Origin of the sequence: Mesorhizobium shangrilense (genome assembly GCF_028826155.1) — a bacterium.
Classification (GTDB): domain Bacteria; phylum Pseudomonadota; class Alphaproteobacteria; order Rhizobiales; family Rhizobiaceae; genus Arvimicrobium; species Arvimicrobium flavum.
In genome coordinates this window covers 1,259,135-1,284,930 of the sequence record NZ_JAQGPN010000001.1, presented here as the reverse complement: position 1 = coordinate 1,284,930, position 25,796 = coordinate 1,259,135, and the positions used below count along the sequence as shown (strand labels likewise).

Annotated in this window: 30 protein-coding genes and 1 tRNA gene; 24 read left to right on the top strand and 7 right to left on the bottom strand. The window is 66.7% G+C overall.

Annotated elements, in window-relative coordinates; genetic code table 11:
* Positions 1–41 precede the first annotated feature (41 nt).
* From PD284_RS06360 to PD284_RS06340, 5 genes are all read left to right on the top strand, one after another.
* Positions 42–890 (top strand): IclR family transcriptional regulator, encoded by an 849-nt coding sequence (locus tag PD284_RS06360; protein WP_274627374.1) that lies wholly within the window; start codon positions 42–44, stop codon positions 888–890.
* A complete protein-coding gene (locus PD284_RS06355; RefSeq protein WP_274627373.1) occupies positions 887–2,389 on the top strand; it encodes a M81 family metallopeptidase in 1,503 nt (500 codons plus the stop codon). Before PD284_RS06360 ends, PD284_RS06355 begins: the two co-directional genes overlap by 4 nt.
* Before the next feature lie 10 nt (positions 2,390–2,399).
* On the top strand, positions 2,400–2,786 hold the full coding sequence (locus tag PD284_RS06350) for a RidA family protein (protein ID WP_274627372.1): 387 nt from the start codon (positions 2,400–2,402) through the stop codon (positions 2,784–2,786).
* Between the two features lie 204 nt (positions 2,787–2,990).
* Positions 2,991–4,244: an aspartate aminotransferase family protein gene (locus tag PD284_RS06345; protein WP_274627371.1), complete on the top strand. Its 1,254-nt coding sequence runs from the start codon at positions 2,991–2,993 to the stop codon at positions 4,242–4,244.
* 336 nt (positions 4,245–4,580) lie between these two features.
* Positions 4,581–6,434, top strand: a complete 1,854-nt coding sequence (locus tag PD284_RS06340; protein WP_274627370.1) for an adenylate/guanylate cyclase domain-containing protein — start codon at positions 4,581–4,583, stop codon at positions 6,432–6,434.
* Between the two features lie 172 nt (positions 6,435–6,606).
* Here the strand turns inward: PD284_RS06340 and PD284_RS06335 are convergent.
* A tRNA-Ala gene (locus tag PD284_RS06335) sits at positions 6,607–6,682 on the bottom strand.
* A 305-nt stretch (positions 6,683–6,987) separates the two neighbouring features.
* Here PD284_RS06335 and PD284_RS06330 point away from each other — a divergent pair.
* From PD284_RS06330 to PD284_RS06310, 5 genes are all read left to right on the top strand, one after another.
* Positions 6,988–7,764, top strand: a complete 777-nt coding sequence (locus tag PD284_RS06330) for an exodeoxyribonuclease III (RefSeq protein ID WP_274627369.1) — start codon at positions 6,988–6,990, stop codon at positions 7,762–7,764.
* Positions 7,765–7,895: 131 nt separating this feature from the next.
* Complete coding sequence (locus PD284_RS06325) at positions 7,896–8,921, top strand: aldo/keto reductase (RefSeq protein WP_274627368.1); 1,026 nt, start codon at positions 7,896–7,898, stop codon at positions 8,919–8,921.
* Between the two features lie 28 nt (positions 8,922–8,949).
* The gene (locus PD284_RS06320; RefSeq protein WP_274627367.1) at positions 8,950–9,591 is read left to right on the top strand and encodes a ThuA domain-containing protein; all 642 of its coding nucleotides are present in this window, start codon (positions 8,950–8,952) and stop codon (positions 9,589–9,591) included.
* Between the two features lie 78 nt (positions 9,592–9,669).
* Positions 9,670–9,960 (top strand): YggT family protein, encoded by a 291-nt coding sequence (locus tag PD284_RS06315; protein ID WP_274627366.1) that lies wholly within the window; start codon positions 9,670–9,672, stop codon positions 9,958–9,960.
* Between the two features lie 5 nt (positions 9,961–9,965).
* The gene (locus tag PD284_RS06310; protein WP_274627365.1) at positions 9,966–10,280 is read left to right on the top strand and encodes a DUF167 family protein; all 315 of its coding nucleotides are present in this window, start codon (positions 9,966–9,968) and stop codon (positions 10,278–10,280) included.
* 80 nt (positions 10,281–10,360) lie between these two features.
* Here the strand turns inward: PD284_RS06310 and ppa are convergent, their stop codons facing one another.
* The 5 genes from ppa to PD284_RS06285 all read right to left on the bottom strand — a co-directional run bounded on the left by ppa (position 10,361) and on the right by PD284_RS06285 (position 13,965).
* Positions 10,361–10,897: an inorganic diphosphatase gene (gene ppa, locus PD284_RS06305; RefSeq protein WP_274627364.1), complete on the bottom strand. Its 537-nt coding sequence runs from the start codon at positions 10,895–10,897 to the stop codon at positions 10,361–10,363.
* A 275-nt stretch (positions 10,898–11,172) separates the two neighbouring features.
* On the bottom strand, positions 11,173–11,679 hold the full coding sequence (locus tag PD284_RS06300) for a GNAT family N-acetyltransferase (protein WP_274627363.1): 507 nt from the start codon (positions 11,677–11,679) through the stop codon (positions 11,173–11,175).
* A 152-nt stretch (positions 11,680–11,831) separates the two neighbouring features.
* The gene (locus PD284_RS06295) at positions 11,832–12,455 is read right to left on the bottom strand and encodes a TPM domain-containing protein (RefSeq protein WP_411956182.1); all 624 of its coding nucleotides are present in this window, start codon (positions 12,453–12,455) and stop codon (positions 11,832–11,834) included.
* Positions 12,456–12,466: 11 nt separating this feature from the next.
* On the bottom strand, positions 12,467–13,282 hold the full coding sequence (locus tag PD284_RS06290; RefSeq protein ID WP_274627361.1) for a TPM domain-containing protein: 816 nt from the start codon (positions 13,280–13,282) through the stop codon (positions 12,467–12,469).
* An 11-nt stretch (positions 13,283–13,293) separates the two neighbouring features.
* Positions 13,294–13,965 (bottom strand): LemA family protein, encoded by a 672-nt coding sequence (locus PD284_RS06285; RefSeq protein WP_274627360.1) that lies wholly within the window; start codon positions 13,963–13,965, stop codon positions 13,294–13,296.
* A gap of 149 nt (positions 13,966–14,114) precedes the next feature.
* On the opposite strand from PD284_RS06285, the gene PD284_RS06280 reads away from it, so the two are divergent.
* The 14 genes from PD284_RS06280 (at position 14,115) to PD284_RS06215 (ending at position 24,713) form a co-directional block, all read left to right on the top strand.
* Positions 14,115–14,366 carry a hypothetical protein gene (locus tag PD284_RS06280; RefSeq protein ID WP_274627359.1) on the top strand — a complete coding sequence of 84 codons (252 nt, stop codon included), beginning with the start codon at positions 14,115–14,117 and terminating at the stop codon, positions 14,364–14,366.
* A gap of 4 nt (positions 14,367–14,370) precedes the next feature.
* The gene (gene pdxY, locus PD284_RS06275; protein WP_274627358.1) at positions 14,371–15,255 is read left to right on the top strand and encodes a pyridoxal kinase PdxY; all 885 of its coding nucleotides are present in this window, start codon (positions 14,371–14,373) and stop codon (positions 15,253–15,255) included.
* Positions 15,252–16,025 (top strand): DUF429 domain-containing protein, encoded by a 774-nt coding sequence (locus PD284_RS06270; protein ID WP_274627357.1) that lies wholly within the window; start codon positions 15,252–15,254, stop codon positions 16,023–16,025. The genes pdxY and PD284_RS06270 overlap by 4 nt, the downstream gene beginning before the upstream one ends.
* Positions 16,026–16,086: 61 nt before the next feature.
* Positions 16,087–16,743, top strand: coding sequence for a GntR family transcriptional regulator (locus PD284_RS06265; RefSeq protein WP_274627356.1), 657 nt, complete (start codon positions 16,087–16,089; stop codon positions 16,741–16,743).
* 89 nt (positions 16,744–16,832) lie between these two features.
* Positions 16,833–17,426, top strand: a complete 594-nt coding sequence (locus tag PD284_RS06260; protein WP_274627355.1) for a biotin transporter BioY — start codon at positions 16,833–16,835, stop codon at positions 17,424–17,426.
* The gene (locus tag PD284_RS06255; RefSeq protein ID WP_274627354.1) at positions 17,423–17,851 is read left to right on the top strand and encodes a DUF1284 domain-containing protein; all 429 of its coding nucleotides are present in this window, start codon (positions 17,423–17,425) and stop codon (positions 17,849–17,851) included. Before PD284_RS06260 ends, PD284_RS06255 begins: the two co-directional genes overlap by 4 nt.
* A 179-nt stretch (positions 17,852–18,030) precedes the next feature.
* Positions 18,031–18,633, top strand: coding sequence for a CDP-alcohol phosphatidyltransferase family protein (locus tag PD284_RS06250; protein ID WP_274627353.1), 603 nt, complete (start codon positions 18,031–18,033; stop codon positions 18,631–18,633).
* Positions 18,634–18,659: 26 nt separating this feature from the next.
* Positions 18,660–20,435 carry a bifunctional alpha/beta hydrolase/class I SAM-dependent methyltransferase gene (locus PD284_RS06245; protein ID WP_274627352.1) on the top strand — a complete coding sequence of 592 codons (1,776 nt, stop codon included), beginning with the start codon at positions 18,660–18,662 and terminating at the stop codon, positions 20,433–20,435.
* Between the two features lie 75 nt (positions 20,436–20,510).
* Entirely contained in the window at positions 20,511–20,858 is a 348-nt protein-coding gene (locus PD284_RS06240; RefSeq protein ID WP_274627351.1) for a type II toxin-antitoxin system RelE/ParE family toxin, read from the top strand.
* A gap of 2 nt (positions 20,859–20,860) precedes the next feature.
* Positions 20,861–21,259 (top strand): helix-turn-helix domain-containing protein, encoded by a 399-nt coding sequence (locus PD284_RS06235; protein ID WP_274627350.1) that lies wholly within the window; start codon positions 20,861–20,863, stop codon positions 21,257–21,259.
* A gap of 33 nt (positions 21,260–21,292) precedes the next feature.
* Positions 21,293–22,597, top strand: a complete 1,305-nt coding sequence (locus PD284_RS06230) for a phosphatase PAP2/dual specificity phosphatase family protein (RefSeq protein WP_274627349.1) — start codon at positions 21,293–21,295, stop codon at positions 22,595–22,597.
* 31 nt (positions 22,598–22,628) lie between these two features.
* Positions 22,629–23,081 (top strand): hypothetical protein, encoded by a 453-nt coding sequence (locus PD284_RS06225; RefSeq protein WP_274627348.1) that lies wholly within the window; start codon positions 22,629–22,631, stop codon positions 23,079–23,081.
* Positions 23,082–23,100: 19 nt separating this feature from the next.
* Entirely contained in the window at positions 23,101–23,781 is a 681-nt protein-coding gene (locus PD284_RS06220; RefSeq protein ID WP_274627347.1) for a lysophospholipid acyltransferase family protein, read from the top strand.
* Positions 23,778–24,713 (top strand): phosphatidate cytidylyltransferase, encoded by a 936-nt coding sequence (locus tag PD284_RS06215; RefSeq protein ID WP_274627346.1) that lies wholly within the window; start codon positions 23,778–23,780, stop codon positions 24,711–24,713. The genes PD284_RS06220 and PD284_RS06215 overlap by 4 nt, the downstream gene beginning before the upstream one ends.
* 144 nt (positions 24,714–24,857) lie before the next feature.
* On the opposite strand, the gene PD284_RS06210 is transcribed toward PD284_RS06215, so the two are convergent.
* A complete protein-coding gene (locus PD284_RS06210; RefSeq protein WP_274627345.1) occupies positions 24,858–25,304 on the bottom strand; it encodes a L,D-transpeptidase in 447 nt (148 codons plus the stop codon).
* Positions 25,305–25,796: the final 492 nt, after the last annotated feature.

The window sequence follows — 25,796 nt, the reverse complement described above, 5'->3', positions numbered from 1 at the left end:
GTGGAATGATAAATGTTCCAAACCGAAATACCGACAGCGATATGCCCGTAAAGAAGGTCGCATCGCCGCTACGGCAAGGCAGTACGGACCGGGCTCCAGAAGCCCGCATCCAATCGATCGGGCGCGCCAAGGCTCTGCTCGACGCCATGGCGCATGGCGCCTGGGTCTCGCTGCGTGATCTCGCCGCGGCGACCGGGCTGGCAAAGACGACGGCCTTCAATCTGGTGACCGCGCTCGTCGACGTCGGGCTTGCCGAGCATGATGGCGCGGCCGGCGCCTATCGGCTCAGCCTGCAGCACATTGTTTACGGCAAGGCGGTGGAGCGGCGTCTCGACATCGCGGCGGTCGCCAGGCTGCATCTCATGCGCCTCTGCGTGACCACCTGCGAGACGGTGAACCTCGCCATACCCGGCCCGACCGACGCGGTGATCGTGGAGAGCCTGGAAGGCAGCCACACGCTGCGGGCCTCCTCCTACTCCGGAACGCGTGCGTCCTATCATTCCACCGCCTGCGGCCGGGCGCTCTTCGCATACCAGCCGGTCGAATTCCGCCAGGCGATCTACAGGCTGGGGCAGCTGCGCCCAACCACCGATCGCACCGTCACCGATCCGCTGCAACTCGAAGACCTGCTCGCGCGCTGTCGGGATACGGGGTGGACGACCGAGTATGAGGAGAACGAAATCGGCGCCGCCTGCGTCGCGGCGCCGATCTTCGGGCCGAACGGAGACGCCATCGCATCCGTCAGCGTCGCCGGGTCGGCGGCGCGCTTCGATCCCGACACCATGGCGCGGACAGGCAAGCTTCTCGTCTCTCACCTCGCCGAGATCACCGCGGACCTCAAGAAGGCCGCCGGCCCCATTCCAGTCAACAGCATCGGCAGCGCTCAATGAAAAAGCCACGCATCCTTCTCGCCTCCATCTTCCACGAGACCCACAGCTTCGTCGCGGGCGCCACCTCGTTCGACGAATTCGCCATCAAGAGAGGCGGCGACATCCTCAAGAAGAAGGGCGACAGCTCGACGATCTGCGGCTTCCTGGAGGTAGCCGACGCCGAGGGCTGGGAGGTGATCCCGGTCTCCGACTTCGTGGCCATGCCCTCCGCCACCATCGACCATGCCGTGTTCGAGCAGTTCTGCGCGGAGCTGGAGGCGGGCCTGAAGACGGCGCTTGCCAACGGCGGCCTCGACGGCATCTGGCTCTCCCTCCACGGGGCGATGGTCACCGCCCAATCCGTGGATCCCGAAGGCGACCTGCTCGCGCTGATACGCGCCGTGCCAGGCGCGGAAAAGCTGCCCGTGTTCGCCGTATTCGACCTGCATGCGAACTTCACTGCCAAGATGGCGCAGCACGCCAGCGGCCTCGTCGGCTATCGCGAGAATCCGCACATCGATTCCAGGGATTCCGCGATGCTCGCAGCCCGGCTGCTGGCCCGCTCGCTCAAGGAAGGCGTCGCCCCGAGGATATTCTCCCGCAACGCCCCCGTCATATGGGCGCCTCCCGGGACCGGCACGGCGGACCGGCCGATGCGCGACCTCGCGGCTCTGGCGCGCCGGATAGAGGCTGAGAACCCCGATGTCTGGTCCGTCAGCGTGGTTGGCGGCTATGCCTTCTCCGACGTTCCCGATGCGGGCGTGGCGTTCTGTGTCGTAACAACGGGTCCAGAGGGGGACGCCCAAAAGGCCCTCGACGAACTGGAGCGGCTGGCGATCGAGCTTCGCGAAATGGGCCAGCCGGAAGAATGGGACCTCGACGAGGCCCTGTCTGAGATCAAGGGAAAGAGCGGCGGCCCCTATGCCGTTGTCGAGCCCTCCGACAACATCGGCGGCGGCGCGCCGGGCGACGACACGGCGGTGCTGCGCGGTTTTCTCAGGCACGGCTTCTCGAACGCCGCAGTGGTGATTGCCGACCAAGACGCAGTGGCGGCGCTGGCCGATGCCCGGCCGGGCGAGCGACGCAGGCTGAGCATCGGCGGCAAGGGCAGCCCGCTGGGCGCCGGTCCGCTGGGCGCCGGTCCGCTCGACGCCGAGGTCGAGTTCGTCAGCCGCAGCAACGGCGCCTTTACGCTAGAGGACCGCAACAGCCACATGGTCGCCTCGCGCGGCATCCACATCGAGATGGGGCCCTCGGCGGTTGTCAGGATTGAGGGCGTCACCGTGCTGCTGACCAGCCTGAAGACGCCACCGAACGATCTTGGCCAGCTGCGCTCCCAGGGCATCGTGCCGGAAAACCTGTTCGCCATCGGCGTCAAGGCGGCGGTGGCCCACCGGCGCGTCTACGACCCGATCACCGCAGGCAGCTACACCGTCAAGACGCCCGGCCCCTGCACCAGCGCCTTGACCACTCTCCCCTATCGCCGGCTCCGCCAGCCTGTTTTCCCAATCAGCGCCTGAGGAAATTGAGATGAAGATCGAATATCCGGGTGATCCCGACACGCCCCGCTCCCACCTGCCCTTCAGCCCCGCCACGCGCGTGGGCAACCTGATCTTCGTGTCCGGCCAGGCATCCGTCGACGCCACCGGCAAGATCGTTTCCGACAGCTTCGAGGGTGAAGTCCGCCGCTCGATCGAGAACCTGCGCAAGGTGCTGGAGTCGGCCGGCAGCGATCTCGCCCATGTGGTGCAGACGAGGAACTACGTCCGCGACGACAGCGACGTCGCGGAGTTCAACCGCATCTATACCGAGTACTTCCAGGCTCCCTATCCCGCACGCACCACCCTGACCCGCTGCCTGGGCGGATTGCTCTACGAGATCGACTGCATTGCGGTCCTCAAGGACACCGCGGACTGATCGGAAGCGGGGTGGGCGGCAAGTTTCCGTCTGATGGAACGAAGTCCCATTTACAACCGGGCGGGGCTGGTGCCTGCTAAAATGAATACGAGCAGGAGTAAGGCCTTGTCTATTTCGTCAACCGCTGGAAGCGCTTTGCCGGAGCCGGAGGAATTTCTGTCCTTCGATAAATCGGCGGCAACAATAAAGCGCAATTCGCAATGGATGTCCGGCGGCGTCAACAGCAACTTCCGCCTGAACATCTCTCCCACGCCGCTCGTCTTCGAACGCGGCGTGGGTCCATATCTCCACGACATCGACGGCAACAGGCTGATCGACTACTACCTCGGCATGGGACCGATGATCCTCGGGCACAATCCCAAGGCCCTGGCGGACGCGGTGAAGGCTCAGATCGAGAACGGCATCCTCTTTGCCGGGCAGACCGAGGTTGAGGCTGAGGCCGCGCGCCTCGTGTGCGAGATGGTGCCCTCGGCCGAGCGCATGCGCTTCGGCAGTTCGGGGTCGGAAGTCGACCAGGCCGCGCTGCGGCTGGCGCGGGCCGCGACAGGCCGGCAGAAAGTCATCAAGTTCGAGGGCCACTACCATGGCTGGTTCGACAACGTGCTCTGGTCGACGGCGCCGGCGCCTGATGCGGCGGGGCCCTATGATGCGCCCAACCCGGTCGCCGGCAGCAAGGGACAACTCGCCGATACGGCCGACACCCTCGTCGTCCTGCCATGGAACGACCTGGATCTCCTGGTCAAACGGCTGGCCGTCGGCGACATCGCGGCGGTCATCATGGAAGCCGCCATGTGCAACGCCGGCGCGGTGCATCCGGCGGCGGGCTACCTCGAAGGCGTCCGCGAGGCCTGCACCCGCCACGGCGCGATCCTGATCTTCGACGAGGTCATCACCGGCTTCCGCCTCGCCCCCGGCGGCGCTCAGGAGCGTTTCGGCGTGAAGCCCGACCTTTCGACCTTCGGCAAGGCCATCGCCAACGGCTTCCCGGTCGCCGCAATCGCCGGGCGCGCCGACTTGCTGGACCTGTTCTCGACCGGCGGCGTCGTGCACGGCGGCACCTACAACTCGCAGCCGATCGCCATGGCCGCGACCGTCGCCACGCTCAAGTCGCTGCAGCCCTCGCTCTATGCGGCGATCGACAGGACCGGGACGCGCCTGATGACCGGCATGCGTGAAATTTTCGCGCGGGAAGGCGTCAAGGCGGTGGTGGAAGGCTTTCCGCAGGTCTTCCATGTTGCGCTTGGCCTTGAAGAGCCGGCGCGCAACTACCGCGATCTGGCGCGCATGAACCGCCCTGCTTATGTCGCCCTCACCACGGCGCTGCTGCGCCGCGGCGTGCGCGCGCTGGAGCGCGGCGCGTGGTTCATGTCGATCGAGCACAGCGATGCCGTGATCGATCAGACGCTCGACGCGTTCGAAGGCGCCGTCCGCCAGATCAAGGCCGACGGCGTGGTCTGACCCCGGACCACTACCTGAAGTATTGCCTGGCGCTCCGGAGCTTCGTCTCCGGCGCGCCAGCATGCGCCCGGTGTCGCCGCCCCGTTACATGGCGGCGACAAAAACACTGCTGCCGTAGCGTCAGCCTGTTACACGAACACGTAAATGTCCGCCGTTCCGGAAAGCGTGTGTATGTCCCGGAGGCGGCGTGGGAGCGCCGCGTCGTGCAGGCGGCGTAGACGGAGCGGCTGAAACGCTCCGCGTCCGCAGGCAGTATGGTGAATCTCTTGAAGGCAGGGCGAAGCTAACGCCACCGTTCCGCATCGCATGCGGGCGGCGGCTGGGAGAGATGATGCCATGCACCTGGGACCTCTGGAGGTTGGCGGGGCTGCGGCGCGGGCATGCGCCTGGCCGGGCAGCGCAATGACCGTGCAGCGCCGCCTGGCGGCGATCCTGGCCTGCGACGTCGTCGGCTATTCGCGCCTGACTGAGCGCGACGAGCGCGGCACCCTTGAGCGGCTGAAGGCCTACCGCAAGGAGCTCTTCGAACCGCTCGTCTGCGAGCACGAAGGTCGCATCGTGAAGCTCGCCGGCGACGGCGTGCTGTGCGAGTTCGCAAGCGTCGTCAATGCGGTCACCTGCGCGCTGGCGATCCAGCAGGTCCTCGCCGAGCGCGAGGCTGACAGGTCCGACGACGAGCGGATCCGGCTGCGCATCGGCATCAATCTCGGCGACGTGATCTGCGAGGAGGACGGCGACCTCTATGGCGACGGCGTCAACATCGCCGCCCGCCTCGAGAGCATCGCCGAACCCGGCGCCATCATCGTCTCCGGCACGGCCTACGACCATCTTCAGGGCAAGCTCGACTGCGGCTTCACGCCGCTCGGCGACCTGCGCCTCAGGAACATCGAGCGGCCGGTGCGCGCCTATCGGATCGGCGCGGGAGCCGCCACCTCGGTCGCTGCGGCGTTTCCGCTTCCCGAGAAGCCGTCGATCGCCGTCCTGCCCTTCACCAACATGAGCGGCGACCCCGAGCAGGAGTATTTCGCCGACGGCCTGGTCGAGGACATCATCACCGCCCTGAGCCGGGTGAAGTCGTTCTTCGTGATCGCCCGCAACTCGTCCTTCACCTACAAGGGCCGGGCGGTGGACGTGCGCCAGGTGGCGCGCGAGCTCGGCGTCCGCTACGTGCTGGAAGGCAGCATCCGCAAGGCCGGATCGCGCGTGCGCATCGTCGGCCAGCTGGTCGACGCGATCAGCGGACATCATGTCTGGGCCGACCGCTTCGACGGCGACGTCAGCGACATCTTCGACCTGCAGGACAAGGTGACCGAAAGCGTCGTCGGCGCGGTCGAGCCGAGCATCCGGCTGGAGGAAATCAAGCAGGCGCGCACCAAGCCGACCGACTACATGAGCGCCTACGACCTCTACCTGCGCGCGCTGCCACGCTTCTACAGCATGACGCGCGAGGGCTTTGCCGACGTGCGCCGGCTTACCAACGAGGCGCTGAGCATCGACCCCGGCTTCACCCTGGCGAGGGCGCTGGGCGCCTATATCCGCAGCCTGTCGGTCAGCCAGTGCTGGCATGAGCCCGACGATGTCCGCGTCGCAGTGCGCATGGCGCGCGAGGCGCTGGCGGAAGCGCGCGACGATCCGACCAGCCTGCGCTTTGCCGCCCAGGTGATCGCCTACAGCGCCCGCGACTACGAAACGGCGCTGGGCGTCATCGATCGGTCGCTGTTGCTCAACCCCAATTCGGCGCAGGGCTACACGGGCAGCGGCTGGGTGAACGCCCACGCCAGCCGGCCCCTCGTCGCGATCGAGCACTTCCACAGGGCGATGCGGCTGAGCCCCGTCGACCCAGAGAAGGGCATTGCGCTGTCCGGCATCGGCATGAGCTACCTGATGCTCGAGCGCTACGAGGAAGCGCTGGCATGGGGCGAACGCGCCTTGCGCGAGATGCCCAACTACGGCTCCTCGCACCGGGTGGTGATCATGGCGCTGGTCCGGCTCGACCGGCTGGATGAGGCGCGGGCGGCGGCGCGCCGGTTGATGGACGCGTTCCCCACCTACTCGCTCGGCCTGCAGAGGCAGATCAACCCGTGGCGGGACCAGGTGTTCGCCGAGCGCTACGTCACCGCTCTTGGCATCGCCGGCGTGCCGGAATCAGATGCAACGATCGCGCCGGCAAGCGCCGGCGCGAGCGGCTAGGAGGCCGCGCTACGACTCCGAAGCCAGCGCCCCGCGCCTCGAAGTGGTCGAGGCGACCGGCGCTGGAAGGGGAATAAGAAGCGCTCCTCCGCGTCCAATTGCATGACGCTTAACCAAACAGCGCGAAAGAAAGGCCAGCTGCCTCTGAAACTGGTGATGTCGGAAATACCGCTGGTGGAGCTGAGGGGGATCGAACCCCTGACCTCGTCATTGCGAACGACGCGCTCTCCCAGCTGAGCTACAGCCCCGTCAGCGGATGCCGCGCATTTATGTGGTGCCGCCGGTTCCTGTCAAGGCGTGACGTGACGCAGGCGAAAATTGTCCGCCAGCGACCGACCCATATCGGGCCAACGACGGCCGCAGCCGCGCGAACCGCCCGCACTCCCCCGGCGAGTCCGGCAGGGAACGCGAAATCCCTACACGAAATGCAGGCAAGCCTGCTTGCCATACCACCACCGATGGTGGCTCAATCAGGGCCGCGGCGACAGGCGACGGGCCGCCCCGCCGCGGGCAGCCCTGGAGGGTGCAGTCAGCGCATGGCGGGAACAAGTCGATGCTCTTGGCCACGTTCAACATCAACAATGTCAACCACAGGCTGGACAACCTGCTCGCCTGGCTGCGCGGCCGCAAGCCGGACGTCGTCTGCCTGCAGGAGCTGAAGGCCGCGACGTCGGCGTTTCCCGCCTCCGCGCTGGAGAGCGTCGGCTACCGGGCGGTCTGGGTCGGGCAAAAGACATGGAACGGCGTCGCCATCCTGTCGCGCGGCGTCGAGCCGGTGCTGATCCGCAGCGCCCTGCCGGGCGATTCGGCCGACACCCAGGCCCGCTACGTGGAGGCCGCCGTGCGCGGCGTCGTCGTCGCCTGTCTCTACGCGCCAAACGGCAATCCGCAGCCCGGGCCGAAATTCGACTACAAGCTCGCCTGGCTCGACCGGCTGCACCGGCACGCGACAGGCCTGCGCCGCACCGGCGCGCCGGTGGCGCTGGTCGGCGATTTCAACGTCGCGCCGACCGACATCGACATCTACCCGACGCGATCCTGGGACGATGACGCGCTGGTCCAGCCCGAGAGCCGGGCCGCCTTCCGCCGCCTCGTCGGGCGCTCGTGGACCGATGCGCTGCGGGCGCTGCATCCGGGCGAGCGCGTCTACACCTTCTGGGACTACAAGCGGAACCGCTGGCCGCGCGACGCGGGTCTCAGGCTCGACCACATCCTGCTCAATGCGCCGCTGGCGGAACGCCTCGAGCAGGCCGGCGTCGACCGCGAGCTTCGCGGGCTGGACGGCGCCAGCGACCATGCGCCGGTTTGGGCCAGGCTGCGCCAGACGTGACGGCAGCGATGGCCCCGGCGGCCGGCGTTCTGGAAACGAGCCCAAAATGCGCTTAAGAACGCTGTCGGAAGGAGCGGCGGCGCTGGCCGCGGCTTGGCGAACGTCGAGGCGGGCAAGGGAGGGCTCACCGCATGCAATCGTTCAAGACCCGGCGTCTCGGCAAGTCGGGCGTCCCGGTTTCGGAACTCGGCTTCGGCGGCGCTGGCCTCGGCGAGCTGTTCACGCGTGTTGACGAGAAGACCGCGGCGGCCACGCTGGAGGCGGCGTGGGACGTGGGCATCCGTTATTTCGACACCGCCCCATTCTATGGCAGCGGGCTGAGCGAGATCCGCACCGGGCGGCTCCTCGACAATCGGCCGCGCGGCGAGTTCATCCTGTCCAGCAAGGTCGGCCGCTGGTTCTTCCCGCCGGCCAATCCCGATGCGTTCCAGCCTTCCGGCTGGGCCGGCGGCCTGCGCTTCGACCACGTCCACGACTACACCTACGACGGCATCATGCACGCCTATGAGCAGTCGCACATGCGGCTCGGCATGAACCGCATCGATCTTCTCGTCATCCACGACCTCGACTTCTGGTTCCACAAGACGGAGAAGAAGGTGAACGCCTATCTCGACCAGCTCTTCACCTCCGGCTGGCGCGCGCTGGCCGAGCTGCGCGCGCACGGCCTCGTGCGGGGCATCGGCGCCGGCATCAACGAGTTGGGCATGATCCCGCGCTTCCTCGACCTCGTCGACCTCGACTTCTTCCTGCTCGCCCTGCGCTACACGCTGATGGAGCACGAGACACTGGCGGAGGAGCTGCCTGCCTGTCAGCGCCATGATGTCGGCATCGTCATCGGCGGCGTTTATAGCTCCGGCATCACGGCCACCGGGCCTGTGCCCGGCGCCAAGTACAACTACGCCGACGCCACGCCCGACGTGATGGAGAAGGCGCGCAGCATCGAGGCCGTCTGCCGCGCCCACGGGGTGCCGCTGGCGGCCGCCGCGCTGCAGTTCCCGCTCGGCCACCCGTCGGTCGCCTCGGTCATTCCGGGCGCGATCCACCCTGATCACGTGCGCAAGACCGTCGAGAACTTCAACCACGCCATACCGGCGTCGCTGTGGTCGGACCTGAAGGCCGAGGGTCTGATCGCGAAGGACGCGCCGACGCCGGCCTAGAAACCCGGCCGCCGCTGGAGGGCACTGCATGCGCAAGGCACTGATCGTCTGGGGCGGCTGGGAAGGTCACCAGCCGCTGCAATGCGCCGAAATCTTCGCCCGATGGCTGGCCGAGGACGGTTTTGAGGTCGAACTCGCCGGCACTACGACCGCCTTCGCCGATCCTGCCATCCAGGAACTGAGCCTGATCGTCCCCATCTACACCATGTCGAAGATCGGCAAGGAGGAGGCCGCGAACCTGGTCGCGGCTGTCGAAGGCGGGGTCGGCCTCGCCGGGCACCATGGCGGCATGGGCGATGCGTTCCGCGAATGCGTCGCCTACCAGTTCATGGTCGGCGGCCAGTGGGTCGCCCACCCGGGCGACATCATCGACTACCGGGTGGACATCGTGCAGCCCGACGATCCCGTGATGCAGGGCATCGAGAGTTTTTCCTATCGGTCCGAGCAGTACTACATGCATGTCGATCCCTCGAACGAGGTGCTCGCCACAACGACCTTCGGCGGCGAGCACGCCTGGTGGATCGAGGGCGTCGTCATGCCGGTGGTGTGGAAGCGCCGGCATGGCAAGGGCCGCGTCTTCTATTCCTCGCTCGGCCATCAGGCGGCGGAGTTCGAGACGCCCGAGATGCGCACGATCCTGCGCCGCGGCATGAACTGGGCCGCCCGCTGACCATCCGCAGACTGCGGAACGGGACTTGCCGCATTCCCGGCCAATGGCTACATGTCGCGGAGTTGCACGGAGACCCGAATGCTCGCGCTGATCCAGACCATTGTGCTCGCGCTCGACATCTATTGGTGGCTGCTGATCGCCTCGGCGATCTTCTCGTGGCTCTACGCCTTCAATGTCGTGAACTCCCGCAACCAGTTCGTCGGCGCCATCGGCAACTTCCTGTTCAAGATCACGGAGCCCGTGCTGGCGCCGATCCGGCGGCTCCTGCCCGACCTCGGCGGCATCGACATCTCGCCGATCATCGTGCTTCTGCTCATCTTCTTCCTCCGCCAGTTCCTGCTGACGTCGATCGCGCCGCTGGTCCTCTGACCGGGGTGGACCCCTTCCGCGCCGAGGCGGACGGGCTGGCCATCTTCGTCCGGCTGACCCCGCGCTCGTCGCGGGATGCGGTGATGGGCGTCGAGCAGACGGCCGACGGCCGGGCGCATGTTGCCGCAAGGGTTCGCGCGGTGCCCGAGAAAGGGGCGGCGAACGCCGCTCTCGAAAAGGTGATCGGAGACTGGCTGAGCGTTCCCAGGAGCGCCGTCCGGGTCGCGGCGGGCGCCACGGCGCGGCTCAAGACGGTGCGCGTGGACGGCAACCCGACGGCGCTGGCCGAGGCGTTGCGCGCCCGGCTGGCGGCGCAATAACCCACGCGGAAGATCGCCGATTCCGAAGAACCGGCGCAGGTCGAGGGCGAACTGCAGGCTCCGCCCTCACCCGCCAATGGTCAGGCGGCGTGCTGCTTGGCCCGCTCGATCGCCTCGACGATCATCTTCTTGGCATAGTCGGCGTCGTGCCATCCGCCGATCTTCACCCACTTGCCGGGCTCGAGGTCCTTGTAATGCTCGAAGAAATGCTCGATCTGCTTCAGCGTGATCTCCGGCAGATCGGTGTAGTTGTGCGTGTGCTGGTAGCGCAGCGTCAGCGCGGGCGTCGGCACTGCGATCACCTTCTCGTCGGCGCCGGCGTTGTCTTCCATGATGAGCACGCCGATCGGGCGCACGTTGATGACGCAGCCGGGCACCAGGGCGCGCGTGTTGCAGACCAAGACGTCGATCGGGTCGCCGTCGCCCGACAGCGTGTGCGGCACGAAGCCGTAGTTTCCGGGATAGCGCATCGGCGTGTAGAGGAAGCGGTCGACAACCAGCGTGCCGGCCTCCTTGTCCATCTCGTACTTGATCGGCTCGCCGCCGACCGGCACTTCGATGATGACGTTGATGTCTTCCGGCGGGTTTTTGCCGATCGCGATGGCGTCGATACGCATGGGGGGCACTCCTGAAAATTTGTGCATCGCAATAGCGGGCGCACGCCCCCCGCGCAATCGGCTACCGGCAGGAAGCGGGCGGAAAAAAGGTCGCGCGGTCCGGGCGTTCTTCCCGGTCAGAACCCCGGCGCTTCACCGGGAGACAGCGCCCGCTGCCGGCAAACGACAACGGCCTTTTTCAATTGAAGCTGCACGGCCAGCACTCCGCCCCTGCACCTGAAGGCAGTGGAGTTCGATCGAGGAGGTTGGATCGGGGGACGGTCCGTCCCGACCCGTCAGTCCCAGACGAAGGCAACCTTCCGTAGGGCCTTCTGGTCGAACACCTCGACGCCCTCAGCGACATCGCGGCCGCCGGATCCGGTGTAGAAGTCGAGGGCGCCGACATTGTCCTCCAGCGCCCACACGACCAGCCCCTTCATGTTGTGCGCAGCGAGCCGGGCCCGCGCCGCCGCGAAGAGGCGGGTGCCGAGCCCGATGCCCTGGCACTCGGGCTTGAGGTAGAGTTCGTAGATCTCGCCCTGCTGGGGAAGCTCGCGCGCCCGATTGCGGCCGATCGTGGCGTAGCCGGCCACCTTGCCGCCGACCTCGACCACCAGGATCGACGTTGCCCGCCGGATCGCGTGCGCCCACCATTGCGGGCCGCGTCGGCCGATCATGGCGTTCAGGGCGCGGTGGGGAATGATGCCGGCATAAGCGCCACGCCAGGCAGCCTGGTGCACGTCCGCAATCGCATCTGCGTCACGCGGTTCGGCCTTACGTATGTCGACTGTCAGCGTGGTCATAGTTTCTTAACCATAGCGCAGACTCCGCCGTTCGCAAGCGATCGCGTGTCGCTTGGCCCAAATGCGCACAAGCTTTCCAAATTTCCTGACAGCCGCTCACGGGCACAGGAATTCAAGCAACCGTTGCGCGCCTGCCCGACCGCGTTGTCGAATCAGATTTCGACGACGCGGTCATCGAGTTCGTTCGCATCATCCGGACTCACCGGGAAGTGCGCGGACAGCAATGCGCCGACTGTTTCCACAGCTTTGACGAAGCCGTCAGCGAGGCGGTCCGCCTTCGCGGCGGCCACCAGCTCCGCGACGATGGCATTCCACGTCACTTGCGAAACCTTCTGGTTGATGCCGCTGTCGGCGACCACCTCGGCATAACGCTCCGCCAGCGACACGAAGATCAGCACACCGGTCCGCGCCGTGGTGACGTGCACGTTGCGGGCGAGGAATTGCTTCCGCGCATTGTCGTGTGCGCGCCGATAGCGCAACCGGTGGGGTACGAGAGCGAGGCGGAGCGCCGGCACAAGCCACAGCGCCAGCAGCGCGCACGCCGCCGCCAGCAGTTGCGCGCCGACGAACCACAGCAGCCGAAGCGCGATCCACCGGTATTCGAGCGCCAGGGCGACGGGCAGGCTGAAGACGAGGATCGACGCCAGCGCGATCGAGGCGGCCGGGAAGAAATAGTTGTCGCTGGCCCGCGCCACCACGCAGTAGATCTCGCCGGACGTCCGGCTTTCCGCAGCCTGTATGGCCGCCGTCACGCGCCGATGCTCGGCAGCCGTCATCGTTCGCGTCATCACCAGCTCCCCGAGGCGCCGCCGCCCCCAGATGATCCTCCGCCTCCGGAGAAGCCGCCGCCGCTACTGCCCGACGACCAGCCGCCCGAGGACGACCCCGACGACCAGCCCCCGCCCGAGGAAGAGCCGCCGCCCCCGACTGTGATGTCCATGCCCAGCCAGCGATAGCGGTTCGGCCCGATCTTCTTTCCGAAGATCGGCGGCAGGATGGCCATGGCGAAGCCGCCGACAAACAGCGTGCCCCATATGATGAAGAAGATGACCACCACCGGATCGATGTCGCTGCCCGGCTCCTCGTACTGATAGTCGGGCGGCGTCAGCTCCCCGGCATTGCCCTCCAGGACCATGACGATCTGGTCAGCGGCCCTGGAGATGCCGCCCGCAAAATCGCCCTGCCGGAACGCCGGAACCATCGTGTTCTCGATGATCAGCTTGGAATGCAGGTCGGTCAGCGTTCCTTCGAGGCCATAGCCGACCTCGATGCGCATCTTGCGGTCGCTCTTGGCGACCAGCAGCAGCGCGCCATTGTCGTCGCCTGCCTGCCCCAAGCCCCAGGCGCGGAAGAGACGGTTGGCATAGGGTTCGATGGCTTCGCCGTCGAGGCTGTCGACCGTCGCCACGACGACCTGGATCGACGTCTTCCTCTCGAAGGCCTCCAGCCTCGACGCCAGCGCCGCCTCGGTGGCGGGATCGATCATGCCGGCGTCGTCGACGACCCGCCCGGTCAGCGCGGGCAGTTCGGTGGCGAAGGCTGAGAGAGGGAAAACAAGCAGGAAAAGCACAAATGCAAAAACGCACGCAGCGCTCTTGCGCATAGCGAAATCTCCTACCCGCCGGAGCCGCTGCCGGTCGTAGCGCTGGAGCCGCCTTGACCAGTTCCAAAATTCACGTTCGGCGCCTGGATCTTGTCCTCGGCGACGGTAAAATTCTGGAACGGCTCGTTGTCGGTGAACCAGAGCTTCGCCCACAGGAGCGACGGGAAGGTGCGGAGCGTCAGGTTGTAGTCCTTCACCGCCTGGATGTAGTCGCGGCGGGCGACTGCGATGCGGTTCTCCGTGCCCTCCAGCTGCGCCTGCAACGCGAGGAAATTCTGGTTGGCCTTGAGGTCGGGATAGTTTTCGACCACCGCCAGCAGCCGCGACAGGGCGCTGGTCAGGCCGGCCTGGCTGTCCTGGAACTGCTTGAAGGCGTTGGGATCGCTCAGCGTTTCCGGCGACACCGTCACCTGGGTCGCCTTGGCGCGCGCCTCGACCACGCTCTCCAGAACCTGCTTCTCGTGCGCGGCGTATCCTTTGACCGTTTCCACCAGATTGGGGATGAGGTCGGCGCGGCGCTGATACTGGTTGAGCACTTCGCTCCAGGCCGCCTTGGCGTTCTCTTCCGCTGTCGGGATGGTGTTGAAGCCGCACGCCGAGAGCAGCGGCACGATCACCGCGACAACGAGGAAGGCCGGCATGAGACGGAACGAGGAAGCGGCCGTAGTGCGTGGAGAGATCATGACTTCCCTCGTGAATGAATCAGGCAGGCGTGAAATAGTGATCGCACAGCTTTAACATAAAGCAGGTGCAAGAAAACGACGCTACTGCCCATCAAAGGTTGTGACGCTGGCATGCAGCGGTCTAGTGAGACGCGTCGGGGGATAGGTGCATGACCGATCAGCAGAACGACAGAGGCCGGGAGGAATCCAAACGGATTCTCGACCGCGTTTCGCGTGAGGTCGACAGCAGCTCCCTCCTCATGCGGGCGTCCGACCGCGTGCGCAGGCATGTGACGGCCAAGGATGGGGAAGCCGAGGACGCGATCGAGCGCTGGGGCATGCGTATTGGCCGCGGACTGGGCTTGATCCTCGTCGTGGCTGTGGTGATCTGGCTTGTCCTTTTCCTGATTCGCGGCGGGTAGATCCATGAGCAGTCCGCAAGCCGACGCCCCGCGCGCCGTCATCGTCGTGTCCAGCCATGTCGTGCGCGGCTCGGTCGGCAACCGCGCCGCCGTCTTCGCATTGGAGACGCTGGGCTTTCCGGTTTGGGCGGTGCCCACCGTCACCCTGCCCTGGCATCCCGGCCATGGCCGCGCGACACGCATCGTGCCGCCTGACGACCAGTTTACGGCCTTGATGAAGGACCTCGAGCGCGCACCGTGGCTGGGCGAGGTCGCGGGCGTGCTGTCGGGCTATCTTGGCAGCGCCGCGCAGGCAGAGGCGGTCGCTTCGCTGGTCCAGGCGATCAAGGCGAAGAACCCTGGCGCGACCTACGTGTGCGACCCGGTGATAGGGGACAACGGCGGCCTCTACGTGCCGGAGGCCCTGGCGACGGCGATGCGCGACAGGCTGCTGCCCATCGCCGACATCGCGACCCCCAACCGCTACGAGCTGGAATGGCTGTGCGGCGTCAAGCTCGACGACATCCGCGCCGTGATGGCGGCCGCACTCGATGCAGGCCCGCCCACCATGCTCGTCACGTCCTCGCCGGCGATGATGGCGGGCGGCACGGGCAACCTCTTGCTGACGCCGAACGAGGCGCTGCTCGCTGAACACCGCATCATCGAGCGCCCGCCGAACGGCCTCGGCGACCTGACCGGCGCGGTGTTCCTGGCGCGGCTTCTTTCCGGCCAGCGCGCCGCAAAGGCGCTGCAGACGACGACGGCCTCCGTCTTCGAGATCCTGGCGCGCACCGCCAAGCGCGGCGCCGACGAGCTCACGCTGGAGACCGACGCCGCCAGCCTTTCGCATCCTATGGCGATGGTGCAATTGAGGCATCTCACGCATCCGGGGCGCGACCGGCGCGCATGACAACGCCGGCCGACCGAATCTCGGCCGGCGTGGACGGCTGCAAGGGCGGCTGGATCGCCGTGATCGCCCGGCCGCACGCCCCGCTCGAGGTTTGCGTCTTCGCGGCCTTCTCCGATCTGCTCGATGCGCTGCCCGGGGATGCGATCGTCGCCGTGGACATGCCGATCGGCCTCCCCGATTTCACACGTCACGGCGGACGCGGACCCGAGGCGCTGGTGCGCCGGCTGCTCGGCGAACGCCAGTCGAGCGTATTCTCGATCCCCTCGCGCGCGGCGGTCTATGCCGACGAGAGCGCCTTCGTGTCGATCGAGGCCTGGTATGATGCGCACCGCCGGGCAAGCGAAGTCGCGCGCCGCACATCAGACCCGCCGCGCGGCGTCTCCATCCAGGCTTTCGGCATTTTCTCGAAAATCCGCGAGATCGACCGCCTGTTGCGGGATCGTCCGGACCTCCGGACACGCGTGTTCGAGTCGCATCCCGAGGTGGCGTTCTGGCTGCTCAACGGCGGCCGGGCGATGAGCCTGCCCAAGAAGATCAAGAACCGGGTGAACCCGGCCGGCATGGAAGAGCGCAGGGCGCTGCTCGCCGAATGCGGCGTGCCGCCCGATTTCCTGGCACTTCGACCGCCGCGCGGCGCCGACGCCGACGATTTCCTCGACGCGACCGCCATGCACCTGGTGGCGCGGCGCATAGCGGAGGGTGCGGCGCGCTCCTTTCCGAGCCCGCCCAGCACAGACGGGCACGGAATGCCGGTCGCCATCTGGTGCTAGACCACCCGGCAGATGGAACGGCCCGCTCGACGGCCCGGCCAAAGCAAATTATCTACAAAACATGAGCGAGACCAAAGACGAAACCATTGCCGCCCGCATCAGCCGGACGCTGGCTGACCGCATCGTATCGGGTGCGATCGAGGCCGGCGCGAAGCTGCGCCAGGACCACATCGCCGCGGAGTTCGGCGCCAGCCATGTGCCGGTGCGCGAGGCGTTCCGGCGCCTGGAGGCGCAGGGACTGGTGGTCAGCGAGCCGCGCCGCGGCGTCCGCGTCGCCGGCTTCAGCCTCGACGAGGTGCGCGAAGTGGCCGAGATGCGCGCCGCACTCGAAGTGCTGGCGCTGCGCAACGCCGCCCCGCATCTCACCAAGGCCATCCTCGACCGCGCCGAAGAGATCAACCGGGCCGGCGACCGGGCCGCGGACGTCCAGTCATGGGAGGATGCCAACCGGGCATTCCACAAGATCATCCTCACGCCGTGCGGGATGCCGCGCCTGCTGAAGGCGATCGACGACCTGCACACGGCGAGCGCGCGCTTCCTGTTTTCGGGCTGGCGCGCCGAATGGGATGCGCCGACGGACCGCGACCATCGCGCCGTCCTGGCGGCGCTCCGGGCCGGCGAGATCGAAATGGCGGCCTCGGTGCTGGCGCGACATGTCCAGTGGACGGGCCAGAAGAGCCAACGGACAGGCCTCCCTGCCAGGAGCGCACGTCGCTGAGGGCGCGAACCCCTTGCCATCCCGATATTTTTGTGGACTCCTTTAGCGATAGATTCGCAATATTATCTATAATATGAGAAGGAGCCTCCATGCCGACCAATTCCGCCACCGCGGCGATCAAGCCTCTCGCCACTCCCTTCGACCTGCAGAGCCGACCGCTGTCGTGGAAAATTGCCGCCGTCGTCTTTGGTACGCTGTTGCTGACCGTGTCCTCCTACATCGAGGTTCCCATGGTCCCGGTGCCGGTGACCATGCAGACCTTCGCCGTCGCCCTCGTCGGTGCGCTATATGGCTGGCGGCTCGGCGCGCTCACCGTCATGGCCTGGCTTGGTCAGGCTATGCTCGGCATGCCGGTACTCTCGGGCGGGGCCGGCGGCGCGCAGCATTTCATGGGACCGACCGCCGGCTATCTGTTCGCCTTCCCCCTCGCGGCGGCCCTTTGCGGCTGGCTGGCCGAACGCGGATGGAACGGCAACCGGCCGATTCGGGCCTTCACCGGCATGCTCCTCAGCAACGCCGTCTGCCTCCTGTTCGGTGCAGCATGGCTGGCGCTGATGATTGGGCTGGAACAGGCGATCGCGCTGGGCGTGACGCCGTTCCTCGTCGGCGCGGTCCTGAAGTCCGCCCTTGGCGCGGCGGTGCTCAAGCTCATGGCGCGTGGCCGGATGCGCCCCGCCGGATGACCGTCAGGCTTCGCGCCCACCACCTCCTTTGCCTGCTGACCTATGCAGGCAAAGGCTACAGTCCTGCGTTCACGGCCAACTATGACGCGATCGCAGGACGGATCTCGCAGGGCGAAGGCATTCTCGTCGTCGACGGGCCGGACGACATCTGCGCGCCGCTGCTCGGCGATGCCGACCCGCACTGCTGGCGCGACAGCGTCACGGTACGGGACAGGCTGGCCGCACGCGATGTGGCGGAGCTGCTGGCCCGTCCGGTCCGGGCCGGCTCACGCGTCGAGCTCGACCAGGGACTGTTGCGAAAGATGCGCGACGCGTTCGCTGCCGGCCGCACCCGTGCGGCGTGTCTCGGCTGCGAATGGAGCGAGCTCTGCAACTCGATCGCGGCCGGCGGCTACGGCGGGACGGCGATCCCCGGCGCGCCGTAGGCAACGGGCGGTTTCACCTGCATCCAGCCTCCGCGGCGGACACACCGACCCGAATTTGTCACGAATCGAGGCGCATCGTATGATGCGCCCGTGCGCGACCCACACGTTCGCCTGCAGCGTCAATGGCCGGAATGGCCGGACGAGGCGGAAACGGCGGGCTGCGGCGCGGCGGGGGAAACATGGTCACACTTTACGACGTGAAGCCGGCTTTCCAGGCATGCCTCCGGCCGCTGACGGGCCGGCTCGCAGCGGCCGGCGTCACCGCGAACCAGGTCACCGTGCTGGCGGCCGTCCTGTCCGTCGGTGCGGGCGCACTCATGGCGGCTCTGCCGGGCAACCGGCTCGTTTTCCTGGCGCTACCGGCAGTGCTGCTGGTACGCATGGCGCTGAACGCCATCGACGGCATGCTGGCCCGCGAGTTCGGCCAGGCCTCGAAGCTTGGCATGTATTTGAACGAACTGGCCGACGTCGTGTCGGACCTCGCCCTCATCCTGCCCTTCGCGCTGGTTGCGCCGTTTACGCCGGCGGGCGTAATCGCCTTCGCGGTCGCGGCTGTCGTCGTCGAGTTCGCGGGCGTACTGGGGATTCCGGCCGGTATCGGACGCAGCTATGCGGGGCCGCTCGGCAAGAGCGACCGCGCGCTGGCGCTCGGCGTGATCGCCGTGCTCGTCGCCTCCGGCTTCGCGCTGCCAGCCTGGCTGGCGTGGCTGTTTCCGCTACTGACGCTCGCCTCATTCGTCACCATCGTCAATCGCGTGCGCGCGGGCCTGGCGAAGGGCTAGCGCCAACGAGCGGGAGGGGAAAGCACATGCTGCAGCAGGTCGAGCCCTCGAAGGAAACGCGGACGCCCGTCGAGCGCACCTTCGTCACCCATGACGGCACGGAACTCTTCTACCGCGTCTGGCCGACGTCCAGCGGGGCCGCGCGCGGCGCGATCGTGCTGTTTCACCGCGGCCACGAGCACGGCGGCCGCATGGCGCATCTGATCGACGAACTCGACCTGCCCGATTTCACCTTCTACGCCTGGGACGCACGTGGGCACGGCCGCTCGCCGGGCAAGCGAGGATACTCGCCGTCCTTCGCCCATTCTGTTCGCGACATCGACGCCTTCATGAAGGAGATCAGGGCGAGCGACGGTTTTGACGAGACCGACATCGCAGTCGTCGCGCAATCGGTTGGCGCCGTGCTCGCCGCGACCTGGGTGCACGATTATGCACCGAAGATCCGCGCGCTGGTGCTCGCCTCGCCCGCCTTCAGCGTCAAGCTCTACGCGCCATTCGCCAAGGAGGGCATCGCCCTCTGGCAGCGGCTGAAAGGCGTCTTCTTCGTCAATTCCTACGTCAAGGCCCGCTTCCTGACCCACGACCGGGAGCGCATCAGGTCCTTCGAGCGGGACCCGCTGATCACGCGGCCGATCGCCTCCAACATACTGGTCGATCTCTACCAGCACGCCGCCCGCGTGGTGGCCGACGCGCGCGCCATCATCGTGCCCACCCAGCTTTTGATCTCCGGCGCCGACTGGGTGGTGCGTCACGGCCCCCAGCATCGCTTCTTCGTGAATCTCGGAAGCCGTGTGAAGGAACGCCACGTCCTCGAAGGCTTCTACCACGACACGCTCGGCGAGAAGGACCGCGCAAAGGCCGTCGCCGAGGCGCGCCGCTTCATCCTGACCCAGTTCGACGCACCCGAACCCGAGATCGACCTCACCGACGCGCACCGCTCCGGCTACACCCGCGACGAGGCCGACGCGCTTGCCTCACCCCTTCCGCTGATGAGCCCGAAAGGGCTCTACTGGGCGATGAACCGCGCTTCTATCCGCGCCGGCTCGTGGCTGTCGAAGGGGCTGGAGACGGGAGTGGCGACCGGCTTCGATTCCGGCTCGACGCTCGACTACGTCTACGAGAACGAGCCGCGCGGCGCGGGCGCGCTGGGCCGCCTCGTCGACCGCACCTATCTCGACGCGATCGGCTGGCGCGGCATCCGCCAGCGCAAGATCCATATCGAGGAGATGATCGCGAATGCCGCCCAGCGCCTCAAGGCCGCCGGACGCGACGTACACGTGCTCGACATCGCCGCCGGCCACGGCCGCTACGTGCTGGACGCCGTCGCAAAGCTCCCGGAACCGCCCGCCTCGGTCCGCCTCCAGGACTATTCGGCCATCAACGTCACCGCCGGCCGCAGGCTGATCGCCGAACGGAAACTCGACGCAACCGCCTCCTTCCATGAGGCCGACGCCTTCGACCGCGACGGGCTGGCGTCTCTGCGCCCCGCCCCGGACCTCGCCATCGTCTCCGGCCTCTATGAACTCTTTCCCGACAACGCACTGGTCACACGGTCGCTGGCCGGCCTGGCGCCCGCCATGTCGCCCGGCGCCCTGCTCGTCTACACCAACCAGCCCTGGCACCCGCAGCTCGAGATGATCGCCCGTAGCCTCACCTCGCATCGGGGTGGTTCTGCCTGGGTCATGCGCCGGCGGACTCAGGGCGAGATGGACCAACTCGTCGAGGCGGCGGGCTTCCGAAAACTGGAGCAGCGCATCGACGAATGGGGGATTTTTACGGTGTCGATGGCGGAGCGGGTGTGAGGGCAGCGCCGATCTCCGCTTCTTCGCATTTCAGAGAATATTAGTTTGAACCACTAGAGGCCCTATCCTATAATCATGCCATGGCTGGTGTTGGAGCACCCGGAGTTCGCACGTGAACGCGCCGCGCTGGACGCCGATACCCTGGATAAGCTGGCGATGGTCATTCGTGTGATCGAGGAGGTCGGGCCACATCTGGGACGACCGCTGGTTGATACGCTCAAGGGATCGAGACACACCAACATGAAGGAGTTGAGGGTCGCAAAGGGCGCGTGGCGCTTCGCCTTCGCGTTCGATCCCGAACGACGAGCCATCGTGCTCTGCGGTGGCAGCAAGGAAGGTGTTTCGCAAACCCGGTTCTACCGCACGCTGATCAGCACGGCCGACGCCAGGTACGACGAGTGGCTCCAGAGCGAAGGAGATTGAAGATGAAGAAATCCGATTTCAAGCCGGCCTCCGACTGGATCGACGCTCTCACCGGCGACCGGCGCGACAAAATCGAAGCCGGCGCAAGGAAAATTCTGGCCGAGATGCATCTGGCGGAATTGCGCAAGGCGATGAAGGTTTCCCAAATCACCGTCGCGGAGCGGACCGGGTTGAAGCAGACGGAAGTTTCCCGCATCGAACGCGCGCCGGAAACCGTGCAGCTTCGCACGCTCAACCGGTACGTCGACGGACTTGGCGGCAAGTTCAAGCTGGTGGCGGAGTTTCCGGACGGTACGACCGCCGAGATCCCGCTACGCGACGGCAAGCCATTGAAGTCGAGGATGAAAGTCGCTCCCAATGTCTCGCCCGACCCCACAGATCGTTCGAGCGGCAGGCACTGATATGAGAAAGAGGCGGCGCGGGCCTTGCTTGGCATGACGGCTGCGATCGCGGACACCACCACTCGCCCTGCCTACGCTCCCGTCTTCCGGCGCGCGCTGCTGTGGCTGGCCTTCCTCGCGCCCGTCTTCTATCTGACCTACGGCCTCGCCAACTGGTACGCCTCGACGCAAGCCGATGTCGGCAGCATCGTGTTCGACTGGGAGCGTTCCGTACCCTTCCTCGCCTGGTCGATCCTGCCCTACTGGTCGATCAACGCCTTCTACGCGCTTTCGCTCTTCGTGAACGACGACAGGTCCGGCGTCGACAGGCTGGCCGGACGCTACCTCACCGCGCAGCTCGTCGCCGTCTCCTGCTTCGTCGCCTTTCCGCTGGCGGCAAGCTTTGCGCGGCCCGAGACGGACGGATTGCCGGGCTTCATGTTCGACGTGCTGACCGGCTTCGACAGGCCGTTCAACCAGGCGCCGTCGCTCCACATCGCGCTGCTGGTCATCATCTGGGATCACCTGCGCCGCAGGCTGCCGGCGCGTGTGCGCTCCGTCTGGCACGCCTGGTGCATTCTGATCGGCGCATCGGTGATGACCACCTACCAGCACCATTTCATCGACATCCCGACCGGTGCGCTGCTCGGCCTCTTCGCCGTCTGGCTGTTTCCGGCCGAAGGGGCGCTCCCCGCGGCCGGCTTCAGGCTGACCGGTGAAGGCCGGCGTCGGCGGCTGGGCGCGTACTATCTCGCCGGCGCGATGCTGCTGCTTGCGGCATCGTGGGCCGGCGCGCACCCCCATCCCGCCTGGCTCCTCCTGCTCTGGCCCGCACTCGCTCTCGCCATCGTCGCATTCGGCTATTTCGGCGGAGGACCAAAAGTGTTCCAGAAAGCGCCGAACGGATGCATCAGCTTCGCCAGCCGGTGGCTGCTCATGCCCTACCGGCTTGGCGCGCACGTTAACGCCTGGGCGTGGACGCGGCGGCTTGCGCCGAGCGTCGAGGTTGCGGACGGCGTTCATCTCGGCCGCTTCCCGAGCCGGCGCGAGGTCGGCGCATTCGCGTCGGTGGTCGATCTCGCCGCCGAGTTCGAACGCCCGCCGGCCATCTCCGCGAACTGGCGGGCGATCCCGTTACTGGACCTCGTGCGCCCACCCGCCGCGGACCTGGCGAGCGCTGCGCGCCTCATGGAGGAATGCCGCGACGACGGGCCGGTGCTGGTCTGCTGCGCGCTGGGTTTCCAGCGCAGCGCGGGAGCCGTCGCCGAATGGCTGATCGACACGGGACGCGTGAAGGATCCGGCGCAGGCGGAAGCCATGCTGCGGAAAACGGGAAGGCCGGTGCATCTGGGTGAGTAAGGTCGAGGCGCGACGGAGCGACCAAACGTCGATGAACGAGCTATCTCAAGACTCGGACTTCCAGTCCGCCTGCCGCGATATCGCAGGCGAGCTGAAGCGACGTTCGCTCGCCGCCGTCGCACTGATCGTATTCATGTCGGCAGCCCTGGCGGTCAGCATCATCCTGCCCGGATCGCGCCCCTTCCTCACCGCGCTGTTCGCGCTTGCCGGCATCGCCGGCGCCCTCGCAGCGCTCGCACTTTCCGCGCTCTTGCGCTTCGACGCGGCGCTCTTCACGCTGATGTCGACCTATCCCGAGGAGATCGCCGCCGGCCGCGCGGTGGACGAGTTCCTCGCCCGGACGCAGCTGAAGCCCCTGCCCGAGATCACACAGCCGTCGGCCGACCGCATCGCCGGGGCACGGCGGCTCGCGCGGCGTCAGATCATGGCACTTTCGGTGTCTGCCATCGCGACGATCCTAGCCATGATCGCCAACTTCGCGTAACCAATCCGGCGGGGAAACGATGAGCGAGTTGAGGGCGATCCTTTTCCGGTTCATGCGGGCGGCGACGTCGGCCGTCCTGGCCGCCGTGGCGCGGGTCGTCACCGGCGTGCGGCCGCTTTGGGTCGGCGCCTTGCCGTCGGATCGGCAGCGCATCTACTTCGCCAACCACGCCAGTCATGGCGACTTCATCCTGCTCTCGGCCTGCCTACCGCCGCGCGAGCGGGCGCGAACCCGCGCGGTGGCGGGCGCGGACTATTGGGGCAAGACGCGGCTGAGGCGCTTCATCGCCGAGGACATGCTCTCGTCCGTGCTGGTCGAGCGGACCTCGGCCGAGCGCAAGCAGGACCCGCTTGCCGTCATGCTGCAGGTGCTCGACGAGGGCGATTCGCTCATCATCTTTCCCGAGGGCACGCGCAACATGACCGACGCGCCGCTGCTGCCCTTCAAATCGGGCATCTACAACCTCGCGACACAGCGCCCCCACGTTGAGCTCATCCCCTGCTGGATCGAGAACATGTCCCGCGTGCTTCCCAAGGGCGAGTTTTTGCCGGTGCCGCTGCTCTGCCGCGTCGTATTTGGAGCGCCGATCGCCCCGGAGCCGGACGAGGAGCGCCACGCCTTCCTCGCCCGCGCGCACGAGGAGCTGCTGAAACTCGACCCCCGCCCGGAGAGCCGTCCGGCATCGAGGAGGCATTCATGACCGGCCTCAGCCTGCCCGTGCTGCTGGCTCCCTTCGCGGTGCTGGCGCTCGCAAGCACCGTCGCCGGGGTGCTATCCTGGCGCGCCGGGGCGGAGCCGGGCCCGACCCTCGTCAACCTCACCCAGCGCATCAATGCCTGGTGGGTGATGGTGACCCTGCTCTCCATCGCTATCCTGTTCGGCAAAAACGGCGTCATCCTGCTGTTCGCCTTCATCTCCTTCGCCGCGCTGAGGGAATTCGTGACGCTGACCTACACGCGGCGGAGCGACCACTGGGTGCTGCTCGGCATGTTCGGCATCGTCTTGCCCTTCCAGTACTGGCTGGTCTGGACCGAATGGTACGGCCTCTTCACCATCTTTATCCCGGTCTACTGCTTCCTGATCATGCCGGCGCTGACTGCCTTGCACGGCGACACGGAGCGCTTCCTGGAGCGCATCGCCGCGCAGCAATGGGCGATCATGATCGCCATCTACTGCGTCAGCCACGTGCCGTTCCTGCTGTTCCTCGACATTCCCGGCTTCGAGGGCCGCGAGGTGTTGCTGATCGTCTTCCTGATCGTCACCGTGCAGGGCAGCGACGTCCTGCAGTACATTTTTGGCAAGCTGTTCGGGAAGCACCGCGTCTCGCCGAACGTGTCGCCGTCGAAGACCTGGGAGGGGCTGATCGGCGGGCTGGTGAGCGCCAGCCTCCTCGGGGCCGCCCTCTCCGTCATCACGCCGTTCACGCCGCTGCAGGCCGGCGCGGTCGCGTTCATGATCTGCGCACTGGGCTTCCTCGGCGGGCTCGTGGCCTCGGCCATCAAGCGCGACCAGGGCGTCAAGGACTGGGGCCACCTCATCGAGGGGCATGGCGGCATGCTCGACCGCGCCGACAGCCTCGTCTTCGCCACGCCGATCTTCTTCCACATCGTCCGCTACCTGTGGACGGTGTGAGCCCGGACCGAAAACCTCGATAGCAGCCCGTACCTCGGGAAACGCAAAACGGCGCGGACCATGAGGCCCGCGCCGTCCTGACGGTGTTGGAGCGTTTCCGAACCCAAGCTCTCCGGCTCCAGGAAACGCTCCGCCCCCCCGGGGCTACCGCACGATGTCGATGCGCGTGTTGCCGGGGCCGAAGGTCTCGACCAGCCGGTAGAAGTCGGAAGCATTGTCCGGATGCAGGCGGATGCAGCCATGCGAGGCGGGACGGCCCAGGCGCTTGATGGCGTCGGTGGCGTGCACGGCGTAGCCGCCGTGGAAGAACACCGAATGCGGCATCGGCGCGTTGTCGTATTTGCGCGAGTACCACATCTTGTGCATCCGCGTGGGCTTGAACGAACCGGTGGGCGTCACGTAGCCCTTGCCGGCGGTTGAGACTTTCCACTCGAAGGTGGAACGGCCGTTCACCAGGATCTCCATCGTCTGCGTGGAAATCGAGATCCGGGCGACAAGGTTCGATGCATGCGCGGCGCCCACACCCCCTAGGAGGACCGCACCCGCAAGGGTCGCGGCGGCAATGTTGATCAGTCTGGCAGCGATTGTCATGGTCGTTTCCCCTCAACCTGTCTGTTCCGGCGTCCGGCCCCGGCCGACGTCATGACGGCGCTTATCGCTTCGCTTTGTTTCGACTTGATTTCACTTCATGAGGTATTTGGTTTCACGACTGTTTCAAAAACCTCATATAATCGGTGAAAGTCACGAACACGGGCAAATTGCCTCAAAAATTCCGAGAACCTGACCCGCAACGGAGTTTTTCAGCCGAACAGGCGCACAGCGCTGAACCCTCGTATCGGCGAAAAAGAGCGCGACGTCCCGCAACCGCATTGCAACAGCAACGCTGCGCGCGGCGGCATGAAGCGGAAACAGATCGGCAGCATCCTATGCGTGCAATGAAGCGCAACCACGCCAAACACGTTGTCGAAACGTCCGCACGGATCGCGGGATGGATGTGCCAGGTGGCAAGCGCCACCGCGGCGCTGGCGCTTGTCGGCATTCTTGCGAGCCCCGACCTGCCGCAGCCGGCCTCGCCTGGCGACG

Coding starts and splice junctions, on each gene's coding strand:
- PD284_RS06320 (WP_274627367.1), top strand. CDS start 8,950: ATGCGCAAGGCACTGATCGTCTGGGGCGGCTGGGAAGGTCACCAGCCG.
- PD284_RS06355 (WP_274627373.1), top strand. CDS start 887: ATGAAAAAGCCACGCATCCTTCTCGCCTCCATCTTCCACGAGACCCAC.
- PD284_RS06290 (WP_274627361.1), bottom strand. CDS start 13,282: ATGCGCAAGAGCGCTGCGTGCGTTTTTGCATTTGTGCTTTTCCTGCTT.
- PD284_RS06350 (WP_274627372.1), top strand. CDS start 2,400: ATGAAGATCGAATATCCGGGTGATCCCGACACGCCCCGCTCCCACCTG.
- PD284_RS06325 (WP_274627368.1), top strand. CDS start 7,896: ATGCAATCGTTCAAGACCCGGCGTCTCGGCAAGTCGGGCGTCCCGGTT.
- PD284_RS06255 (WP_274627354.1), top strand. CDS start 17,423: ATGACCGTCAGGCTTCGCGCCCACCACCTCCTTTGCCTGCTGACCTAT.
- PD284_RS06285 (WP_274627360.1), bottom strand. CDS start 13,965: ATGATCTCTCCACGCACTACGGCCGCTTCCTCGTTCCGTCTCATGCCG.
- PD284_RS06295 (WP_411956182.1), bottom strand. CDS start 12,455: ATGACGGCTGCCGAGCATCGGCGCGTGACGGCGGCCATACAGGCTGCG.
- PD284_RS06210 (WP_274627345.1), bottom strand. CDS start 25,304: ATGACAATCGCTGCCAGACTGATCAACATTGCCGCCGCGACCCTTGCG.
- PD284_RS06220 (WP_274627347.1), top strand. CDS start 23,101: ATGAGCGAGTTGAGGGCGATCCTTTTCCGGTTCATGCGGGCGGCGACG.
- PD284_RS06225 (WP_274627348.1), top strand. CDS start 22,629: ATGAACGAGCTATCTCAAGACTCGGACTTCCAGTCCGCCTGCCGCGAT.
- PD284_RS06235 (WP_274627350.1), top strand. CDS start 20,861: ATGAAGAAATCCGATTTCAAGCCGGCCTCCGACTGGATCGACGCTCTC.
- PD284_RS06245 (WP_274627352.1), top strand. CDS start 18,660: ATGCTGCAGCAGGTCGAGCCCTCGAAGGAAACGCGGACGCCCGTCGAG.
- PD284_RS06330 (WP_274627369.1), top strand. CDS start 6,988: ATGCTCTTGGCCACGTTCAACATCAACAATGTCAACCACAGGCTGGAC.
- pdxY (WP_274627358.1), top strand. CDS start 14,371: ATGAGCAGTCCGCAAGCCGACGCCCCGCGCGCCGTCATCGTCGTGTCC.
- PD284_RS06315 (WP_274627366.1), top strand. CDS start 9,670: ATGCTCGCGCTGATCCAGACCATTGTGCTCGCGCTCGACATCTATTGG.
- PD284_RS06360 (WP_274627374.1), top strand. CDS start 42: ATGCCCGTAAAGAAGGTCGCATCGCCGCTACGGCAAGGCAGTACGGAC.
- PD284_RS06345 (WP_274627371.1), top strand. CDS start 2,991: ATGTCCGGCGGCGTCAACAGCAACTTCCGCCTGAACATCTCTCCCACG.
- PD284_RS06300 (WP_274627363.1), bottom strand. CDS start 11,679: ATGACCACGCTGACAGTCGACATACGTAAGGCCGAACCGCGTGACGCA.
- PD284_RS06340 (WP_274627370.1), top strand. CDS start 4,581: ATGCACCTGGGACCTCTGGAGGTTGGCGGGGCTGCGGCGCGGGCATGC.
- PD284_RS06270 (WP_274627357.1), top strand. CDS start 15,252: ATGACAACGCCGGCCGACCGAATCTCGGCCGGCGTGGACGGCTGCAAG.
- PD284_RS06260 (WP_274627355.1), top strand. CDS start 16,833: ATGCCGACCAATTCCGCCACCGCGGCGATCAAGCCTCTCGCCACTCCC.
- PD284_RS06215 (WP_274627346.1), top strand. CDS start 23,778: ATGACCGGCCTCAGCCTGCCCGTGCTGCTGGCTCCCTTCGCGGTGCTG.
- PD284_RS06250 (WP_274627353.1), top strand. CDS start 18,031: ATGGTCACACTTTACGACGTGAAGCCGGCTTTCCAGGCATGCCTCCGG.
- PD284_RS06280 (WP_274627359.1), top strand. CDS start 14,115: ATGACCGATCAGCAGAACGACAGAGGCCGGGAGGAATCCAAACGGATT.
- PD284_RS06240 (WP_274627351.1), top strand. CDS start 20,511: ATGCCATGGCTGGTGTTGGAGCACCCGGAGTTCGCACGTGAACGCGCC.
- PD284_RS06230 (WP_274627349.1), top strand. CDS start 21,293: ATGACGGCTGCGATCGCGGACACCACCACTCGCCCTGCCTACGCTCCC.
- ppa (WP_274627364.1), bottom strand. CDS start 10,897: ATGCGTATCGACGCCATCGCGATCGGCAAAAACCCGCCGGAAGACATC.
- PD284_RS06265 (WP_274627356.1), top strand. CDS start 16,087: ATGAGCGAGACCAAAGACGAAACCATTGCCGCCCGCATCAGCCGGACG.